Below are 16,689 nucleotides of genomic sequence, written 5' to 3' on the forward strand. Positions count from 1 at the left end.
CCGATGACCTCAACCATGGACCCAGCCCTGCACGAGACGCATGACGCGGGGGCGGCAGTCGTCCAGCTGACCGAGGCGCTGATCGGTCGCCCCTCCGTGACCCCAGACGACGCGGGCTGTCAAGCGTTGTTGGCCGAACGCCTGTCCGCACTCGGTTTTCAATGTGAAACCCTGGTCAGCGGCCCCCCCGAATTCCGCGTCACCAATCTGTGGGCTCTGCGCCCGGGCGCCACGCCGCAGGCACCCGTATTGGTGTTTGCGGGCCACACCGATGTGGTGCCGACCGGACCGCGCGAGCACTGGCACAGCGATCCCTTCACCCCGACGCTGCGCGACGGCAAGCTCTATGGCCGCGGCGCCAGCGACATGAAGGCGTCGCTGGCGGCCATGGTGGTGGCGTGTGAGCGCTTTTTGGCCGAGTCGCCCAACCCTCCTCTGAGCATTGGTTTTTTGCTCACCAGCGACGAGGAAGGGCCGGCGCGCGATGGCACCGTGGTGGTGTGCGAGGCTCTACGGCGGCGGGGGCAGCGGCTCGACTACTGCATCGTCGGTGAGCCCACCAGCGTGCGGCGCACCGGTGACATGATCAAAAATGGCCGCCGGGGCACGATGAGCGGGCGGCTGACGGTCAAGGGCATTCAGGGCCACATCGCCTACCCTCACCTGGCGCGCAATCCCATACACCTGCTCGCGCCAGCCCTGGCCGAACTGGTGGCCACGCGCTGGGATGACGGCAACGCCCACTTCCCCCCCACCACCTGGCAAGTCAGCCATATCCACGCCGGCACGGGGGCCAGCAACGTCATCCCCGGCACCGTGGTGCTGGACTTCAACTTTCGCTTCAGCACCGAATCCACGCCGGAGGGCTTGCAGGCACGCGTGAGCGACATCCTGGCGCGCCACGGTCTGCGCCCGGGCCAAGACTATGAGCTGGCGTGGACGGTGGGCGGCCTGCCCTTTTTGACCCCGCGCGGTACACTGGTCGATGCCATCCGCGCGGCCATCCGCGACGTCACCGGCACGGAACCGGAACTGTCCACCACCGGCGGCACCAGCGACGGTCGCTTCATCGCCCAAATCTGCCCGCAGGTGGTCGAGTGTGGCCCGCCCAACACCACCATCCATCAGGTCGACGAATGCATCGACGTCGAGGATTTAAAATCGCTGACACATATTTACCATCGCATCTTGCAACGCTTAACGCACCATGAATAAGAAAATTTCGATCGCGACCCCCATTTCTTCAATGCAGCAGTGGGCCTGGCAACGCGGCTTGTCAGCCCTGCTGCTAGCGCTCACCCCGATTTGGGGTCAAGCCAGCGCTCTAGATGCCACCACGGCACGACTCATTCAACAATGGTTGCAGAGCGGTCAGTACCAGCGCGCCTTGGCCACGATCGACGAAAAGTTGTCGAAAGCGCCCGATGATGCCGAATTGCTGCTGGCCAAAGGCGTCGTATTGGTTGAGTTGGGCAAGCGTGAGGAAGCCAAGCAAATCTTTTTGCGCCTGGTCAATGAGCATCCTGGGTTACCGGAACCGCATAATAACTTAGCGGTTATCTATGCCGCACAAGGCGAGTACGACAAGGCGCGCGCGACCCTCGAGGCTGCGATCAAAACGCACCCCAGCTACGCAACGGCTTTCGAAAACCTAGGCGATCTATACGCCAAACTGGCCAGCCAATCATATGCAAAGGCATTGAACTTGGCCCGCGCTCAAAAACGTGATATCCAACCCAAGCTGCGACTCTTGAATCAAGTCATTGCATTGGCGACCCCAACCGCAGTAGAAAACGGTGCAGGCGGCGCCATCGGTACCGTCAAATCAGCACGAGCCTCAAACGCTCCAGCCCAAGACGAAAGCGCAACCTCCGCTACTGTCAAAACAACCGCGGATACCACCGCTGCCAACGCACGCACGGCACCCGGCGCCACGAACGGCGTACGGCACGACATTCAAGCGGCGGTCGAAAGCTGGGCCGATGCGTGGAGCAAGCGCGATATTCAGCGCTATTTAGACCATTATGCGCCTGACTTTGCAACACCGGGCATGTCGAATCGAGAGTGGATCAATGATCGTACACAAAAAATCGTGTCGAAAAAGTTCATCGATGTCAAAATATCGAACATCTCGATACGCCCGATCGATGCGGGCACTTACCAAGTTCGTTTTGTCCAGCGCTACCGATCCGACCAGCTGACGGCAACGACGCGCAAGACACTCGTCTTCGCCAACAAGAATGGGCGCTGGCTGATTACCAGCGAACGCTCATCGTGAAAACGCGAATGGCCTTCGCAAGATAAACCATTTTTACCGGTAATATTGAATTTACATGACGATCCGACAACTCACGACACTCGGCGCGATACTGACGCTGGGTTTCGTACTGGTATTTTTTGGAGGAAAGGTCGGTCTTATCATTCCGTCTTCACCGTCGATCCCAACCGCCGGTGCAATGAGCGGAATGCAGCCGGCCGCCGCCTCGGATGTCCGATTCAGCCCGAATTTCGACCTTTCAGCCTCGCTGACCGACGTGGAGCGGCTCTTTTTGCAATCGATCGACGCCCTCGTCGGCGGAGACCTACGGGGCGCAGAACAGCAGCTCAGACGTCTTTTGGAAACCCAGCCCGATTTTTCACTTGCGCGTGTCATTCTCGCTGATACACTCGCCATGCAAAGCGGTAGGGCCTCGAAGCCGCAAAGTCTCGAAGATCCCGCGCTGGTCGACGTGCTGCAGGAGTTGCGTTATCGTGCAAGCGCGCTCGCTTCGATACCGCCAGCCAATGCCTGGCCTCTGGAGCTGGTGGCACTTGCACGCAATCAGCACGATGTGATCGTCGTGGATGTGGAAAGCCATCGTCTGTACTGGCTCCAGCGCGATGACTCACAAAACGATCGACTCAAGCTCGTGCGTAATTTTTATATCTCGATCGGTAAGGCAGGCTACGGCAAACAACGGGAAGGTGACAACAAAACACCGATTGGCAGCTATCGGATCGTTGCTCTCAAAGACGCATCCGAACTTCCTTCTTTCTACGGGGCCGGCGCCCTGATTTTAGATTATCCTAATTCGGTTGATCGGCAGTTAATGCGTAGTGGCAGCGGTATTTGGATACATGGCACGCCTCCGAATACCTATAGCCGCCCGCCGCTGGCATCGGAGGGCTGTATCGTGGTCGCCAACGACGACATGTTGGCGCTACTGCAACACGATGGTATACAGAACGTCCCCGTACTGCTGATGAGCGGCGTGCAGTGGCGTACCGAAAGTGGTTCCGATGCCCTTGCTCCCGAGTTCGAGCGGCTGTATGCCTGGTTGCATCAACGTCTGGCCGAGCTGCCCGCTCGCGACCAGGTGACCGCTACCCGCTGGCAAGAAAGCGATGGAAGTATTTATTGGCGTCTGGAGTGGGCGGGGCAGGACGGGCACTCCACCCCACGCACCCTATTCGTGCGCGAACGGGACAACGAATTTTCGCCCGTTCAACCCGAACCATGGTTTTTGACAAGCCTCGATAGGCAGCAGTCGCCATCTGCCCAGGCATCATCGCCAAGCCACTCCGCTGGCGGTGACGAATCGGATATCGAGGCCGTTCGCCAGCACTTGTTGAGTTGGGCGCGCGCGTGGTCTCAACGCGATATCGAGAATTATTTTTCGCACTATCATCCAGCATTCGCACCGTCGGGGAAAACCCATGATCAGTGGCGTCGAAGCCGTCTGCAGCGTATTGAAAGCCGTGCCGCGATCGATGTGCAAATCGAGCGGTTACGTATCGTCGTGGATAGCGATCGAGCTTACGTGACCTTCATTCAGCGGTACCGCGCCGCGGGTGCCAAGGAGCTCCGAACCCATAAGTCCATGGAGCTCCAACGTATGAAAGATCGTTGGTGGATCGTTGCTGAGCGAGCTGGGCAGTGAGAACCGTCGTGACCCCCTTGTCCGCCCTGGTCGAACGCGCCGAGCGCCGACTCAGCGCCGCCGGTGTTGCGTTTGGTCATGGAACCACCAACGCCTACGACGAAGCGGCGTGGCTGGTGCTGTGGCGGCTTGGGCTGCCGTTGGACACCGACGTGGTGGCCAATGGTTCGATGCCTGTGCCGGCGGCGGATGCGCAGCGCGTCGACGCGCTCATCGAGGAGCGCATCCGCACACGCAAACCGGCTGCCTACCTGACGCGCGAGGCCTGGCTGCAGGGCGTGCCGTTTTACGTGGACGAGCGCGTCATCGTGCCGCGCAGCCTGATTGCCGAGCTGATCGCCGCCGCGCCCCAGGCCGACCCCATCGACCCCTGGCTCGGGCCACACACGCGCCGAGTGCTCGATCTGTGCACCGGCAACGGCTCGCTGGCCGTGCTGGCGGCGCTGGCGTGGCCCGAGGTCACGGTCGACGCCAGTGACATCAGCGCCGACGCGCTGGCCGTGGCACAGCGCAACGTCCAGCGCCATGGTTTGCAAAATCGCATCCGTTTGCTGCAATCCGATGGTTGGCGCCAGATCGACGGACGCTACGACCTCGTTCTCTGCAACCCGCCCTACGTCAACCGGCGCAGCATGGCAGCCCTGCCGCCCGAGTTTCGCGCCGAGCCGGCTTTGGCATTGGATGGCGGCGAGGACGGGATGGACTTCGTCCGCCATGTGCTAGCGCACGCGTTGACGCACCTCAATCCAGAGGGCGTGCTGGTGCTGGAAATTGGGCACGAGCGGCCGCATTTCGAACGTGCCTTCCCCCATGTCCCTGTGGTGTGGCTGCGCACCAGCGCCGGTGACGACGCGGTGCTGCTGATCACCCGCGACGCCCTGGCCATGGCGCAAGCTGGCGACGGCGCAGCAGGCGGGCCAGTCGATGCAGCCGCCGGTGCAGCGCGATACGGTGGCGGCACCGACGCGCTCGGTGCGCCGCATGCCAGTGCCGGGCGCCGCGCACCGGCAGCGCACGCGCGTGAGGCCGAGCCGCCCGCGACGGACCTGCTGCCATGATCGTGCTGCGCGACGTCGTGCTGCGGCGCGGCACCAAACTCGTGCTCGACGGTGCCAGTCTGATCCTGAATCCTGGCGAGAAGGTGGGGCTGGTCGGGCGCAATGGCGCCGGCAAATCGAGCCTGTTTGCCTTGCTGCGTGGCGAGCTGCACGAAGACCGCGGAGAGGTGACCGTGCCGCCGCATTGGCGCGTGGCCCATGTGGCGCAGGATATGCCCGAGACCGATGCCGACGCGACGGCCTTCGTGCTGGCTGGGGATACGCGCCTGAGCGACGCGCAGGCCCAGCTGCGTGCCGCCGAAATCAGCGGTGATGGCGCGGCGATCGCCGCGGCCCATGCCGCCCTGGCCGACGCCGGCGCCCACGACGCCCGCGCGCGCGCGCAGGCTTTGTTGCTCGGCCTGGGTTTTGCGCCCGATGGGCTGGAGCAGCCGGTACGCTCGTTTTCCGGGGGCTGGCGCATGCGGCTGCAGCTGGCACGCGCCCTCATGTGCCCGAGCGACGCGCTGCTGCTGGACGAGCCCACCAACCACTTGGATCTGGACGCCTTGATTTGGCTCGAAGGCTGGCTGCAACGCTACGCGGGCACGCTCATCGTGATCAGCCACGACCGCGAGTTCCTGGATGCCGTCACGCGCGTGACCGTCCATCTGGAGGATGGGCGACTGACACGCTACGGCGGCTGCCTGAGCGCCTTCGAGGACTGGCAAGCCCAGCAACTCGCGCAGCAACATGCCGCCTACGAGCGCCAGCAAGCACGGATCGCCCATCTGCAACGTTTCGTGGAGCGTTTTCGGGCCAAAGCCACCAAGGCGCGCCAGGCACAAAGCCGTCTGAAGGCACTGGCGCGTATGGAACGCTTAGCCCCGGTACTGGCGCACAACGCCTTTGCCTTCCAATTTGCCCCGGCGGGGGCGATGCCGAACCCGTTGCTGATCTTGCACGATGTCACGGCGGGCTATCGGCTGGCCGACGGCGACGTGCGCCCGATCGTGCGTGGCGTGCGCTGCAGCGTGTTGCCGGGTCAGCGCATCGGCATTTTGGGGGCCAATGGACAGGGCAAGTCCACGCTCGTCAAGACCTTGGCCGGTGTGCTGCCGCCACTGGCGGGCCGGATGGCGGTCGGGCGCGGTTTGCGCATCGGCTACTTCGCGCAGCACGAGCTCGATGTACTGCGTCCCGATGAGACGCCGCTGCAGCATCTGCAGCGGCTGGCACGCCAGGTCGAGGCCCACGGCCCAAGCAACCCTCAGTCGTTGGTGCGCGAGGCCGATCTGCGGGCCTTCTTGGGCGGCTTTGCCTTCAGCGGCGAAATGGCTCTGCAACCGGTCGGCTCGCTCAGTGGCGGCGAGAAGGCGCGCTTGGCATTGGCCCTGCTGGTGTGGCAGCGCCCGCACCTGCTGCTGTTGGACGAACCCACCAACCACTTGGACCTGGACTTGCGCCAAGCGCTCGCCGTCGCCCTCAACGATTTCGACGGCAGCGTGTTGCTGGTCAGCCACGACCGCGCCTTGCTGCGCAGTGTCTGTGATGGTTTTTGGCTGGTGAGCGAGGGTCAACTGCAGCCGTTCGACGGCGATCTGGAAGACTATCAACGGCACGTGCTGCAACACGCCCGGCAGCGCCGTGAAGCCTGGCGTGCCGGCGGCCGCAGCGGTCGATCCGAGCCCAGCCCGGATGACCCGCTCGGCAGCCACCACAATGGAGCGGCATCCGTTGCCGAAGTACCCATGCCGCAGACGGCTGCCGACGATGCAGGGGCGGGGTTGACGCCCCAGGAGCGCCGCCGCCGACTGGCCCAGCGGCGCCAGCAGCTCGCGCTTCGCCTGCGACCGCACCTGCGCGAGCGTGAGGCCGTGGAGGGGCAGTTACAGCGCCTGCAAAGCGAGCAAACGGCGCTGCAGGCCCAGCTGGCACAGCCGCTCACCCCCGTGCAACGGGCCGAGTTGGGCCGGCGCCTGAAGGCGTTGGAGAGTGAAATCGCCGCTGCGGAGGAGCGCTGGCTGACCATCGCCGAGACGATCGAGGCGCTGGAGCGCGACGCCCATGTCGAGCTTCCGGCAGCGTAACGCCCCTTGCCCGCTGACGACTACCGTTGCCCAGTCCCCACCATGGCCGGCCACGAAAACAACAGGCACCCGTCACCCGCCGAGGCAACGGCGGTGCCTGACTCCCTGCCGCCCTTGCCGCCCGCCTTCGAGGCTTTGCTGCACGCCGTCATCCCACCCCCGTGGCAAGCGCAGGCGCTGGCCAGCTACACCACCGCGAAGGATGTGGTGTTTCGCCTCAACCCACTGCGTCTGCAGGACCGCGCCGCAGCCATGCAAGCGCTGGCGGCGCTGCCCGTGCAACCGGTACCCGGCGTAAGCGATGTTTTTCGTCTGCCGCCACGGGCACGCACCGCGCTGACACACCACTCGCTGGTGGCCGACGGCAGTCTGTACATACAAGGCATCGCCAGCATGGCGGCGGTGTGGGCCCTGCAGCCGCAGCCGCACGAAGAGGTCTTGGATTTGGCCGCCGCCCCCGGCGGCAAGACCGCGCTGATGGCGGCGTGTATGGACAATCGGGGTCGCATCGCAGCGGTGGAGCCGGTGCGCGCCCGCTTTTTTCGGCTCAAAGCCAATTTGCAGCGGCTAGGGGTGCGCAATACACAGCTGTATCTGAAGGACGGACGCCAGGTGGGGCGGCTGGTGCCACAGCGCTTCGACCGCGTGCTGCTGGATGCGCCGTGTTCGTCGGAGGCGCAGATCACGCGGCTGGACCCGCGCTCGTGGGCCCACTGGAGCCAACGCAAAGTGCGCGCCAGCGCCCAGGTGCAAGCGGGCTTGCTGGCCTCGGCGGCCGACGCACTCAAGCCCGGCGGCGTATTGGTCTACAGCACCTGTTCGCTGTCGCCCGAGGAAAACGAGTGCGTACTGGATGTGCTGTTGCGTCACCGCGACGACTTGCAGCCCGAGCCGGCACCGTGGCCGTGTCCGCTGCCGGCCGTCCCTGGCCTGACCGAGTGGGCTGGGCAGACCTTGCACCCTGGCCTCGTGCACGCGCGCCGCATCATCCCCACCGAGTGGACCGATGCTTTTTTCTTGTGCCGCTTGCGCAAACGCAGCCCAGGTTCGTGACGCCTGGGGCAAGGTGCCAAGCCTCACACCAGCCGGGTGCGACCGCCGACCGCCAGCGCCGCCACCACCGCCAACGCCAGCGTCACCGCCCCAGCGGCCAATGTCGCCGCATACCAACCGTGATCCATCAATACCCCGAACACCAGCGGTGCCAGCGCAAACCCGGTGTCCAGGCCGGAATACACCAATCCATAGACGCGCCCCGTCGCCCCCTTGGGTGTTGCCCGCTTGATGAGTAAATCCCGGCTCGGCCCGCCGATGCCGACGGCAAAACCCGTGATCGCCAACAGCGCCATCGAGCCCCAGCCACCCAGCCAACCGGTGGCCGCCAGTAACAGCAAGGCCGCACCTGCCGCCAGTGTCGCGGCAACCACGCGATCCACCGCCGGCACCCGCACCGCCACGAAGCCGCCTGCCAGCATCCCCACGGCCCCGGCAAGCATATAGGCAGTCACCGTCAACGCAGCCGTCTCCAGCGGCACCCCGTGCATCGCTTGCAAAATGGGGCTGGCATAGGTTTGCACCACCGCCAAGGTCATCGTCGACAGCATAAAGAAGCCAAAGCACGCCCACACCACCGGCAGACGCAGAAACGCCAAATCGTCCGCCCGCGTCGCGCCTGCCGCCCGCCCCACCACCTCGGTCGTGAGGTGCTCACGCTGCCACCACAGCAGACCCCACACCACCGCATAGACCGCGACGGCGGCCCAGTACGCCACCCGCCAATGACTCAATGCGGTTATGCCCACCAGAAACACCGGCGCCAGCGCCCAGCCCAGATTGCCGGTGAGCCCATGGGCGCTGAACGCATACCCCAAGCGCTGCGGTGACACCCGTTGATTCAGAATCGAAAAGTCCACCGGGTGAAAGGGGGCATTGCCCAATCCCGCCAACACAGCTGCCAGCAGCAAGTCTGGATAGCCGTCCGCCAACGCCGTCGATAGCGCCGAGCCCATGAACAAGGCGATCGCAGCAAACAACACCGGCCGCGCGCCCACCCGGTCCACCAAAAAGCCGGACAAGGCCTGCCCAACCCCGGAAAGCAGAAAAAACAGGCTCGTCAACAGGCCGACCTGCGAAAACGTGAGCCCAAACTCACGCATGAAAATCGGAAACAGCGGGGCCAGCAGCAGATGCGAAAAATGCGAGGCGGCGTGGGCCAAGCCGACCAGGCCGATCACGGTGGCATCGCGCTGCCACGGCGGATGGGGGCGGCCGGCCGACGCGATAGCCGGCGGCGGAGAAACGCTCATGCCCATGCCACCAATGGTAGAGGAAAGGTGAGCGGGCCGCTGCCAAGCCGCGCCGCATCGGCGACAGGGCAGGCACAATGGCAGCCATGAATATCGTGATCCTCGACGATTACCAAGACGCGGTGCGCAAGCTGACCTGCGCTCACAAGCTCGACCCGTATCCGGCCAAGGTGTACACCAACAATGTCAAGGGGGTTGGTCAACTGTCGGTGCGGTTGCGCGATGCCGACATCGTCGTCTTGATTCGCGAGCGCACCCATATCACGCGCCAGCTGTTGGAAAAATTGCCGCGCCTGAAGCTGATTTCGCAGACTGGCGCGGTTGGGCGTCATATCGACGTGCAGGCCTGCACCGAACGCGGCGTGGCGGTGGCCGAGGGGGTGGGCGACCCGATCGCCCCCGCCGAACTGACCTGGGCGCTGATCATGGCCGCCATGCGCCGATTGCCCCACTACATCGGTCATCTCAAACATGGCGCGTGGCAGCAGTCGGGGCTGAAGGCGGCCTCGATGCCGACCAACTTCGGTCTGGGAATGGTGTTGCACGGGCGCACCCTGGGCGTATGGGGCTATGGGCGCATCGGCCGCTTGGTGGCGGGCTACGGTCGCGCTTTCGGCATGCGCGTGCTCGTCTGGGGCAGCGAGGTCAGCCGCGACCGTGCGCGCGCCGATGGTTTCGACACATTCCCCAGCAAGGAGGCGTTGTTTGCCGACAGCGACGTGCTGAGCGTGCATCTGCGCCTGAGCGAGCGCACCGCCGGTTGCATCACGCTGGAGGATCTGTCGCGCATGAAGCCCACGGCACTGTTCGTCAACACGGCGCGCGCCGAGCTGGTGGCGCCGGACGCGCTGGTGGCCGCGCTCAATCGCGGCCGCCCCGGCATGGCTGCCGTCGATGTGTTCGAAACGGAGCCGATCTTGCAGGGACACGCGCTGCTGCGACTGGAAAACTGCGTCTGCACGCCGCACATCGGCTTCGTCGAGCTCGACAGCTACGAGAAATATTTCAGCGCTGCCTTCGACAACGTCGTCAACTACATCAAGGGCACCCCCACCAACATCGTCAACCCCGGGGCGCTACACGTACGACGCTCATTATGACATGACAGCCACGAAACGGCGACAAGAATGACCATCGCCGTACAATGAGAGGAGTGCTGCCGACATTACCACGATGCCAATCAGTGAAAATCCATGGTGAACCTACAATACCGAATTTATATGAAATTGGCAGGCAGCGATTCCAATTCATCCAGTAGGCGATATAGAACGATCGCATCGTCGAAAGCACCCAGGGTACGCAGAGGAAACCGCTGCCTCTGTTCGGGCGTGGAAAGGATGAAATGCTCCAGCCACTCTCGAGCCCGGTGAGGCCACTGGGCTTGTAATTCCTCGAGCATGGCCTGATTTGCCAATAGTCCTTGAGCTGGCGAAAGCTGTCCCGAGGTGAGCTCTGGAGCCGTTCCGAACGCCGAATGGTAGCGCTGCGCAAAGCGATCCAAGGCACTTTGATCGCCCAGACGCTTGGCAAGCTCGATGGCACGCAAATAAAGTGCCTCACTGACCGGCTGAGTGCCTTCGAAATAAGCCTCGATATCCCTCAACGCTTCCTCGGGTTGCCCCCAAGATTCGAAGAAATCTAACCGATCCCACAGCGCAATCAACGGCGCGACGACATCTTTCTGACCACCAGTTGCGAATGGCTTTTCATTGGCGACCAGACGAGCGCTCGACGTTTGCTCATCGACTGCATTCCGGTCTTCCAAGACGTCGCCACTGGGTCGTGGCCGAAACGGAAAATGATTCAACCGATCTCTACTGCGGAGACGCCAATTTCGCCAACGGGTCAACCAGTTTGAATCTGACAGTAATGGTGTCCCCTCCTCCTTACCTTGCGCCACGGCATTTTTGCGCTGTCGGCGTCGCAGGTAAATCGCCACGCCCGCTAGGGCGCTGGCGCCCACCAGCAATGCGAGTTGGACCGGGTCAGAATCCGCACCGGAGAAGGCAGAGTCGGTCGGTGGCTCAGACGGCGGCGACTGGGGCGACGCGGGCATCTCTCCCTCTGTCACGAGTGCTTTTACGACCGGACCCTGCGGTTCAGTCGTCGGCTCGATGGCCGGACCAGACAGTCCAGTCGGATCTTGAGACGTCGCGGCCGGCTCCGATTCTGAGCCCTGGGCAGATGCTGACATGACGTCATCGCCGGAAGCGCGCTTCGTGTCGACACCAGACGACGGTGGCGTGGCGGCAGCGATATCCTTCGTCAACGGTGGACTGAGTTCAAGGCGCGACGGCGGGGTGACTGTCGGCGCCGGCTTACGCGCGGGCTGCGCCGGTCGAGGTCTCGCCATGGATTCACGCCGTGCTGGGGTAGGAGTCACCTCCTCGGGTTCAGATACGACGGTGGAGCGCGTCGGATACGGTGACACCGCGACTGGTGCCAAATGGTCTGGATGATCTCGACTTTCGACGAAAGCCCGTCCGATTCGAAGTGACCACAGACTGCGGATCGATTCGGATGGCACTTCGACAACCGAGGAAGCCGAGGGTGCAGTCGGCACTGGTGAGGGCGACACATAGGCGGCGCGGGGCGCTTCGGCGTCGGACGTTTCCGACGGTCCGATGTCCGCCAATAGGGTGTAAGTGCGTGTGAACTTCACGGGGCATCCAACACGCAACTCAACGATCACGTAGGGCTCATCGACTGGGGCCCTCGAGCGCACGCGAAAAAGCCCCGTGCCTTCTCTTTCGGATCGCTCACTTTCGACGCTGACATCCGCCGCAGGCACTGGCGTGTCACCGTAGCGAACGCTGGCCTGGACGCACGCATTACCCCCGCCGCCATCGGACGCAGTATCGCGGCTTGGAATGACGATATTCAGCGGACGACCGATAAAGACTGGCCCCTGCGCCCAACCCAAGGTCTGCGTACGACCGAAGTGGAAAGACAAGAACAACAATATAGCCAGCGCTACGCGCGAAGACATGGGATCAAATGAGAACATAACAGCGGGGACGCGGTCGCAGCCGCGATCGAATCGGCTAGCATTCTGTCATAACTCAGGCTCAACTCACGGGAGTCACAATGACCGAGGCCTCTGCAGTACTGTCTTTTTGCAACATCGGCGTGGTGGGCACGGGCGCCATGGGGCGCGGCATCGCGCAAATCGCGGCGCAAGCCGGCGCCACCGTCAGCCTGATGGACGCCAAGCCCGAGGCCCTCGAGGCCGCCCAGCAGGCCTTGGCACAGACGTGGCAGCGCTTGGTGGACAAAGGCCGGCTCGCCCCCACCGAAGCGGCGGCTTGTATGGCGCGCCTGCGCCCCGTCCGCGGGTTGACCGACTTGGCGGCATGCGACCTCGTCATCGAAGCCATCGTCGAGCGGCTCGATGCCAAGCAGGCGTTGTTCGAGCAACTCGAATCCATCGTCGCGCCGACGACGGTGCTGGCCACCAATACCTCGTCGCTGTCGGTGACGGCCATTGGCAGCCGATTGCGTACCCCGCAGCGGCTGGCTGGCTTTCATTTTTTCAACCCGGTGCCACTGATGAAGGTGGTGGAGGTGGTCAGCGGTCTGAAGACCGACCCGGAAGTCGTGCAGCGGCTGTGTGACTTGGCACGCCAGATGGGTCACACGCCGGTGCGTGCGCAAGACACACCAGGCTTCATCGTCAACCACGCCGGGCGCGGCTACATCACCGAGGCGTTGCGCATCGCCGGCGAGTGCGTGGCCGACTTCGCCACCATCGACCGCATCCTGAAAGACCAAGGCAGTTTTCGCCTGGGGCCGTTCGAGCTGCTGGATCTGACGGCGCTCGATGTATCGCAGCCGGTGATGGAGTCGATCTACCACCAGTACTACGAGGAGCCGCGCTTTCGTCCGAGCGTCATCGCCGCGCAGCGCTTGGCCGGCGGCGTCGTGGGACGCAAGGTCGGCGAAGGGTTTTATCGCTACGTGGATGGTCAGGCCCAGGTGCCGCCCGAGCCGCCTGTGCCGGACGTGGCCGCACTGCCACCGGTGTGGGTGCCGGCACGCGCCGCTCGGCGCACCGAACTGCTGCAGCTGCTCGCCGGCCTGGGCGCCTCGATCGAGACCACGGCCCAACCCTCGCCACAGGCCCTCATCGTGGTGGCGCCGCTCGGGCACGACGTCACCACGGTCGCGGCGGTGGAGCGGCTCGACCCCGGTCGCACCGTCGGCATCGACATGCTGCTGCCCGATGCCGCGGTCAAGCGGCGCGTCATCGCCACCAACCCGGCCACGCGCAGCGATATGCGCGCCGCTGCCCATGCATTGTTCGCCCGCGATGGCAAGCCCGTCAGCGTCATTCGCGACAGCGGCGGCTTCGTGACCCAGCGCGTGCTGGCCACCATCGTCAACATCGCCGCCGATATTTGTCAGCAGGGTATTTGTACCCCCGCCGACCTGGAGACGGCGGTGACGCTGGGCTTGGGCTACCCCGCCGGGCCGTTGGCCATGGGCGACCGCGTCGGCGCCGCCAGCGTGCTGGAGATCCTGTTCAATTTGCAGACCGTCTATGGCGATATGCGCTACCGCCCCTCGCCGTGGTTGCGTCGGCGTGGCGCCTTGGGCCTGAGCCTGACCCACCCCGAGGAGTGAGCCGACATGAGCGCGACGCTGAAAACCCACAGTCACGACGGGACCTTGGTGCTGAGCATCCACAACCCCGAGCACCGCAACGCGCTCGGCCCCGAAATCTATGTCGCCGGCATCGAAGCCTTGATCGCTGCCGAGCGCAACGCCGAGGTGCGCTCGGTGGTCATCACGGGCGAAGGCGGCACGTTTTGCGCTGGCGGCAACCTGCAGCGGCTGCTGGCCAACCGGCAGCAGCCCCCCGAGGTCCAGGCCGACAGCATCGAAGCGCTGCACAGCTGGATCGAGGCGGTGCGTAGCTTTCCGAAGCCGGTGCTGGCGGCGGTGGAAGGCGCCTGCGCCGGCGCGGGTTTTTCGCTGGCGCTGGCGTGTGACCTGATCGTGGCCGCTCGCGACGCCGTATTCGTGATGGCCTACGTCAACGTGGCCCTGTCGCCCGACGGCGGTGCCACCTGGAGCTTGATGCGCCAGCTACCGCGCGCCACCGCCTTGCGGTTGCTGATGTTGGGCGAGCGCGTCGGCGCCGAGCGGCTGCACCAACTGGGTGTGGTCAGCGCCGTCAGCGCGCCCGGCGAGGCGCTGGAGCAGGCGCTGCACCTGGGCGAGCAGCTCAACGCCAAGGCCCCCAATGCCCTGGCCAGCATCAAAGCCTTGGCCAACGATGCGTTGGAGCACAGCCTGAGTCGCCAACTGCGCGAGGAGCGCGACCACTTCGTGCGCAATTTGCACCACCCCAACGCCGGCGAAGGCATACGCGCCTTTTTGGACAAGCGCACGCCCAGCTACCGCTGAGGGTGTGGCCACCGTCCGTGTCACCGAGGAGACCGACCGATGCCCCTGCAGTCGCTCACACGACAGCCGCTGGATGAACCGATCCTGACAATGGAGGAACGGCAGGCCATCAACGGTGGCCGCTGGTTTTCGAGTCTGTCCCCTTCCCTGCGTCACGACATTCTGCGATGTGCCTTTGTCAAACGCTATGCCGATGGCGAGCTGATCGCGGCCCGCGGCGACCCGCCCACGGTATGGAGCGCCGTGGCCAAGGGAGCGGTGCGGGTGAGCTCGACCTCGATCACGGGCAAGCAGATCACGCTGACCTATGTGGAGCCCGGGGTGTGGTTCGGCGATGTGGCGATGTTCGACGGCGACGCGCGCACGCACGACGCATACGCCCATGGGGCCACCACCCTGCTGTGCGTGGCGCGCAGCGACTTCCAGCGCATCTTGGAGCAACACGTCGAGCTCTACGAGGCTTTGCTGCGGCTGCAGGCGCGCCGCATTCGGACCCTGTTCGGGCTGGTGGAGGATCTCAACACCCTGCCCTTGCGGGCACGTCTGGCCAAGCAGCTGCTGCATCTGAGTCGCTCCTACGGCGTGCCATGCCTGTCGCAGGGCAACGAAATCCGTATCGGTTTGCACCTGGCGCAAGAGGAACTGGCCCAACTGCTGGGGGCCTCGCGCCAGCGTGTGAACCAAGAGCTCAAGACCATGGAGCGCGACGGCGCCATCCGCATCGAGCCCGGTGGGTTGGTGGTACGCGACCGCTCGGCGCTCATGCGCATCGTCGAATCCGAACCCTGACCCGCAGCGGCCATGGCGGCTGCGGGACCCTTCCCCGCACATGCCAGCCATGACCCACGACCCCACTGCCCACCCACTGGACACAGCAGCGCTGCAGCGCTGGCTGCAGGCGCATTTGCCCGGTTTTCACGGACCGCTGCGCATCGAAAAATTTCCCGGCGGGCAATCCAACCCCACCTACCACCTGCACACGCCGCAGCGTGCGTATGTGATGCGCACCAAACCCGGACCGGTGGCCAAGCTGCTGCCCTCGGCCCACGCCATCGAGCGCGAGTTCCGCGTCATGCAGGCGCTGGCTGGCAGCACGGTGCCAGTGCCGCGCATGTTCGTGCTGTGTGAAGACGAATCCGTCATCGGGCGCGCCTTCTACGTGATGGAGCATGTGGCGGGCCGCGTGTTGTGGGACCAATCGCTGCCCGGAATGACGCCTGCCGAGCGCCGTGCGCACTATCTGGAAATGAACCGGGTGCTCGCTGCGCTGCACCGGGTCGATGTGCAGGCCGTCGGATTGAGCGACTATGGCAAGCCGGGCAACTACTTCGAGCGCCAGATCGCGCGCTGGAGCAAGCAATACGTGGCCTCCATCACCGAGCCCATTGCCGAGATGGATGCGCTGATGGCGTGGCTGCCGCAGCATCTGCCGGAATCGGCGCGCGATGACCGCTGGGTCAGCATCGTGCACGGCGACTACCGGCTCGACAACCTGATGTTTCATCCACATGAGCCGCGCATCGTGGCGGTGCTCGACTGGGAGCTGTCCACGCTCGGCCATCCGTTGGCCGACTTCAGCTACCACTGTATGTCGTGGCACATTGCGCCCGGGGCGTTTCGCGGTATCGCCGGGTTGGATTGGGCGGCCCTGGGCATCCCGTCCGAAGACGAATATATCGAACACTACTGCGCGCACACGGGCTTTGTCACGCCACAAGCATTGCGGCGCGACTGGCCGTTTTATCTGGCTTACAACGCCTTTCGGCTGGCGGCCATTTTGCAGGGCATCGCCAAACGCGTCGAGCTCGGTATCGCCTCCAGTGCCCAGGCACGGCAAAGCGCGGCGGGCGCGCGCCCGCTGGCCCAGCTCGCCTGGCAATTCGCGCAGCGCTACGGCTGAGCGCAGCGCCCGCCCCCGGCGCCTCCT

12 protein-coding genes and 1 pseudogene are annotated in these 16,689 nt (G+C 64.4%); 11 read left to right on the forward strand and 2 right to left on the reverse strand.

The window, feature by feature from the left end; translation table 11 throughout:
- Positions 1-3: 3 nt before the first annotated feature.
- The 6 genes and pseudogenes from dapE (at position 4) to Tchar_RS02330 (ending at position 8,100) form a co-directional block, all read left to right on the forward strand.
- Complete coding sequence (gene dapE / locus Tchar_RS02305) at positions 4-1,215, forward strand: succinyl-diaminopimelate desuccinylase (RefSeq protein ID WP_236640117.1); 1,212 nt, start codon at positions 4-6, stop codon at positions 1,213-1,215.
- A complete protein-coding gene (locus Tchar_RS02310; protein WP_144327482.1) occupies positions 1,208-2,278 on the forward strand; it encodes a nuclear transport factor 2 family protein in 1,071 nt (356 codons plus the stop codon). Before dapE ends, Tchar_RS02310 begins: the two co-directional genes overlap by 8 nt.
- A 55-nt stretch (positions 2,279-2,333) precedes the next feature.
- Positions 2,334-3,920: a L,D-transpeptidase family protein gene (locus tag Tchar_RS02315; protein WP_144327483.1), complete on the forward strand. Its 1,587-nt coding sequence runs from the start codon at positions 2,334-2,336 to the stop codon at positions 3,918-3,920.
- An 8-nt stretch (positions 3,921-3,928) separates the two neighbouring features.
- A pseudogene (gene prmB, locus Tchar_RS02320) lies at positions 3,929-4,804 on the forward strand (50S ribosomal protein L3 N(5)-glutamine methyltransferase); the annotation flags it as partial.
- 170 nt (positions 4,805-4,974) lie between these two features.
- Positions 4,975-7,047, forward strand: a complete 2,073-nt coding sequence (locus tag Tchar_RS02325; protein ID WP_144327485.1) for an ABC-F family ATP-binding cassette domain-containing protein — start codon at positions 4,975-4,977, stop codon at positions 7,045-7,047.
- A 93-nt stretch (positions 7,048-7,140) separates the two neighbouring features.
- Positions 7,141-8,100, forward strand: coding sequence for an RsmB/NOP family class I SAM-dependent RNA methyltransferase (locus tag Tchar_RS02330; RefSeq protein ID WP_201739276.1), 960 nt, complete (start codon positions 7,141-7,143; stop codon positions 8,098-8,100).
- Between the two features lie 23 nt (positions 8,101-8,123).
- On the opposite strand, the gene Tchar_RS02335 is transcribed toward Tchar_RS02330, so the two are convergent.
- A complete protein-coding gene (locus Tchar_RS02335; protein WP_144327487.1) occupies positions 8,124-9,353 on the reverse strand; it encodes an MFS transporter in 1,230 nt (409 codons plus the stop codon).
- 86 nt (positions 9,354-9,439) lie between these two features.
- Between Tchar_RS02335 and Tchar_RS02340 the strand changes: the two genes are divergently transcribed.
- Complete coding sequence (locus Tchar_RS02340; RefSeq protein WP_144327488.1) at positions 9,440-10,453, forward strand: D-2-hydroxyacid dehydrogenase family protein; 1,014 nt, start codon at positions 9,440-9,442, stop codon at positions 10,451-10,453.
- A gap of 116 nt (positions 10,454-10,569) precedes the next feature.
- Here Tchar_RS02340 and Tchar_RS02345 read toward each other — a convergent pair whose 3' ends face one another.
- A complete protein-coding gene (locus tag Tchar_RS02345; RefSeq protein WP_144327489.1) occupies positions 10,570-11,622 on the reverse strand; it encodes a hypothetical protein in 1,053 nt (350 codons plus the stop codon).
- An 818-nt stretch (positions 11,623-12,440) separates the two neighbouring features.
- Here Tchar_RS02345 and Tchar_RS02350 point away from each other — a divergent pair.
- From Tchar_RS02350 to Tchar_RS02365, 4 genes are all read left to right on the forward strand, one after another.
- A complete protein-coding gene (locus Tchar_RS02350) occupies positions 12,441-13,976 on the forward strand; it encodes a 3-hydroxyacyl-CoA dehydrogenase (protein WP_144327490.1) in 1,536 nt (511 codons plus the stop codon).
- A gap of 6 nt (positions 13,977-13,982) precedes the next feature.
- Positions 13,983-14,762, forward strand: a complete 780-nt coding sequence (locus Tchar_RS02355) for an oxepin-CoA hydrolase, alternative type (protein ID WP_144327491.1) — start codon at positions 13,983-13,985, stop codon at positions 14,760-14,762.
- Positions 14,763-14,831: 69 nt separating this feature from the next.
- The gene (locus Tchar_RS02360; protein WP_144327517.1) at positions 14,832-15,551 is read left to right on the forward strand and encodes a Crp/Fnr family transcriptional regulator; all 720 of its coding nucleotides are present in this window, start codon (positions 14,832-14,834) and stop codon (positions 15,549-15,551) included.
- Between the two features lie 49 nt (positions 15,552-15,600).
- Positions 15,601-16,662 carry a phosphotransferase gene (locus Tchar_RS02365; RefSeq protein WP_236640119.1) on the forward strand — a complete coding sequence of 354 codons (1,062 nt, stop codon included), beginning with the start codon at positions 15,601-15,603 and terminating at the stop codon, positions 16,660-16,662.
- Positions 16,663-16,689: the final 27 nt, after the last annotated feature.

Origin of the sequence: Tepidimonas charontis, assembly GCF_007556685.1 — a bacterium.
Classification (GTDB): Bacteria; Pseudomonadota; Gammaproteobacteria; order Burkholderiales; family Burkholderiaceae_C; genus Tepidimonas; species Tepidimonas charontis.

Excerpts from the sequence above, each read along its gene's own strand:
- Tchar_RS02310 (WP_144327482.1), top strand. The coding sequence starts at position 1,208 with ATGAATAAGAAAATTTCGATCGCGACCCCCATTTCTTCAATGCAGCAG.
- Tchar_RS02315 (WP_144327483.1), top strand. The coding sequence starts at position 2,334 with ATGACGATCCGACAACTCACGACACTCGGCGCGATACTGACGCTGGGT.
- dapE (WP_236640117.1), top strand. The coding sequence starts at position 4 with ATGACCTCAACCATGGACCCAGCCCTGCACGAGACGCATGACGCGGGG.
- Tchar_RS02350 (WP_144327490.1), top strand. The coding sequence starts at position 12,441 with ATGACCGAGGCCTCTGCAGTACTGTCTTTTTGCAACATCGGCGTGGTG.
- Tchar_RS02355 (WP_144327491.1), top strand. The coding sequence starts at position 13,983 with ATGAGCGCGACGCTGAAAACCCACAGTCACGACGGGACCTTGGTGCTG.
- Tchar_RS02335 (WP_144327487.1), bottom strand. The coding sequence starts at position 9,353 with ATGAGCGTTTCTCCGCCGCCGGCTATCGCGTCGGCCGGCCGCCCCCAT.
- Tchar_RS02325 (WP_144327485.1), top strand. The coding sequence starts at position 4,975 with ATGATCGTGCTGCGCGACGTCGTGCTGCGGCGCGGCACCAAACTCGTG.
- Tchar_RS02365 (WP_236640119.1), top strand. The coding sequence starts at position 15,601 with ATGACCCACGACCCCACTGCCCACCCACTGGACACAGCAGCGCTGCAG.
- Tchar_RS02340 (WP_144327488.1), top strand. The coding sequence starts at position 9,440 with ATGAATATCGTGATCCTCGACGATTACCAAGACGCGGTGCGCAAGCTG.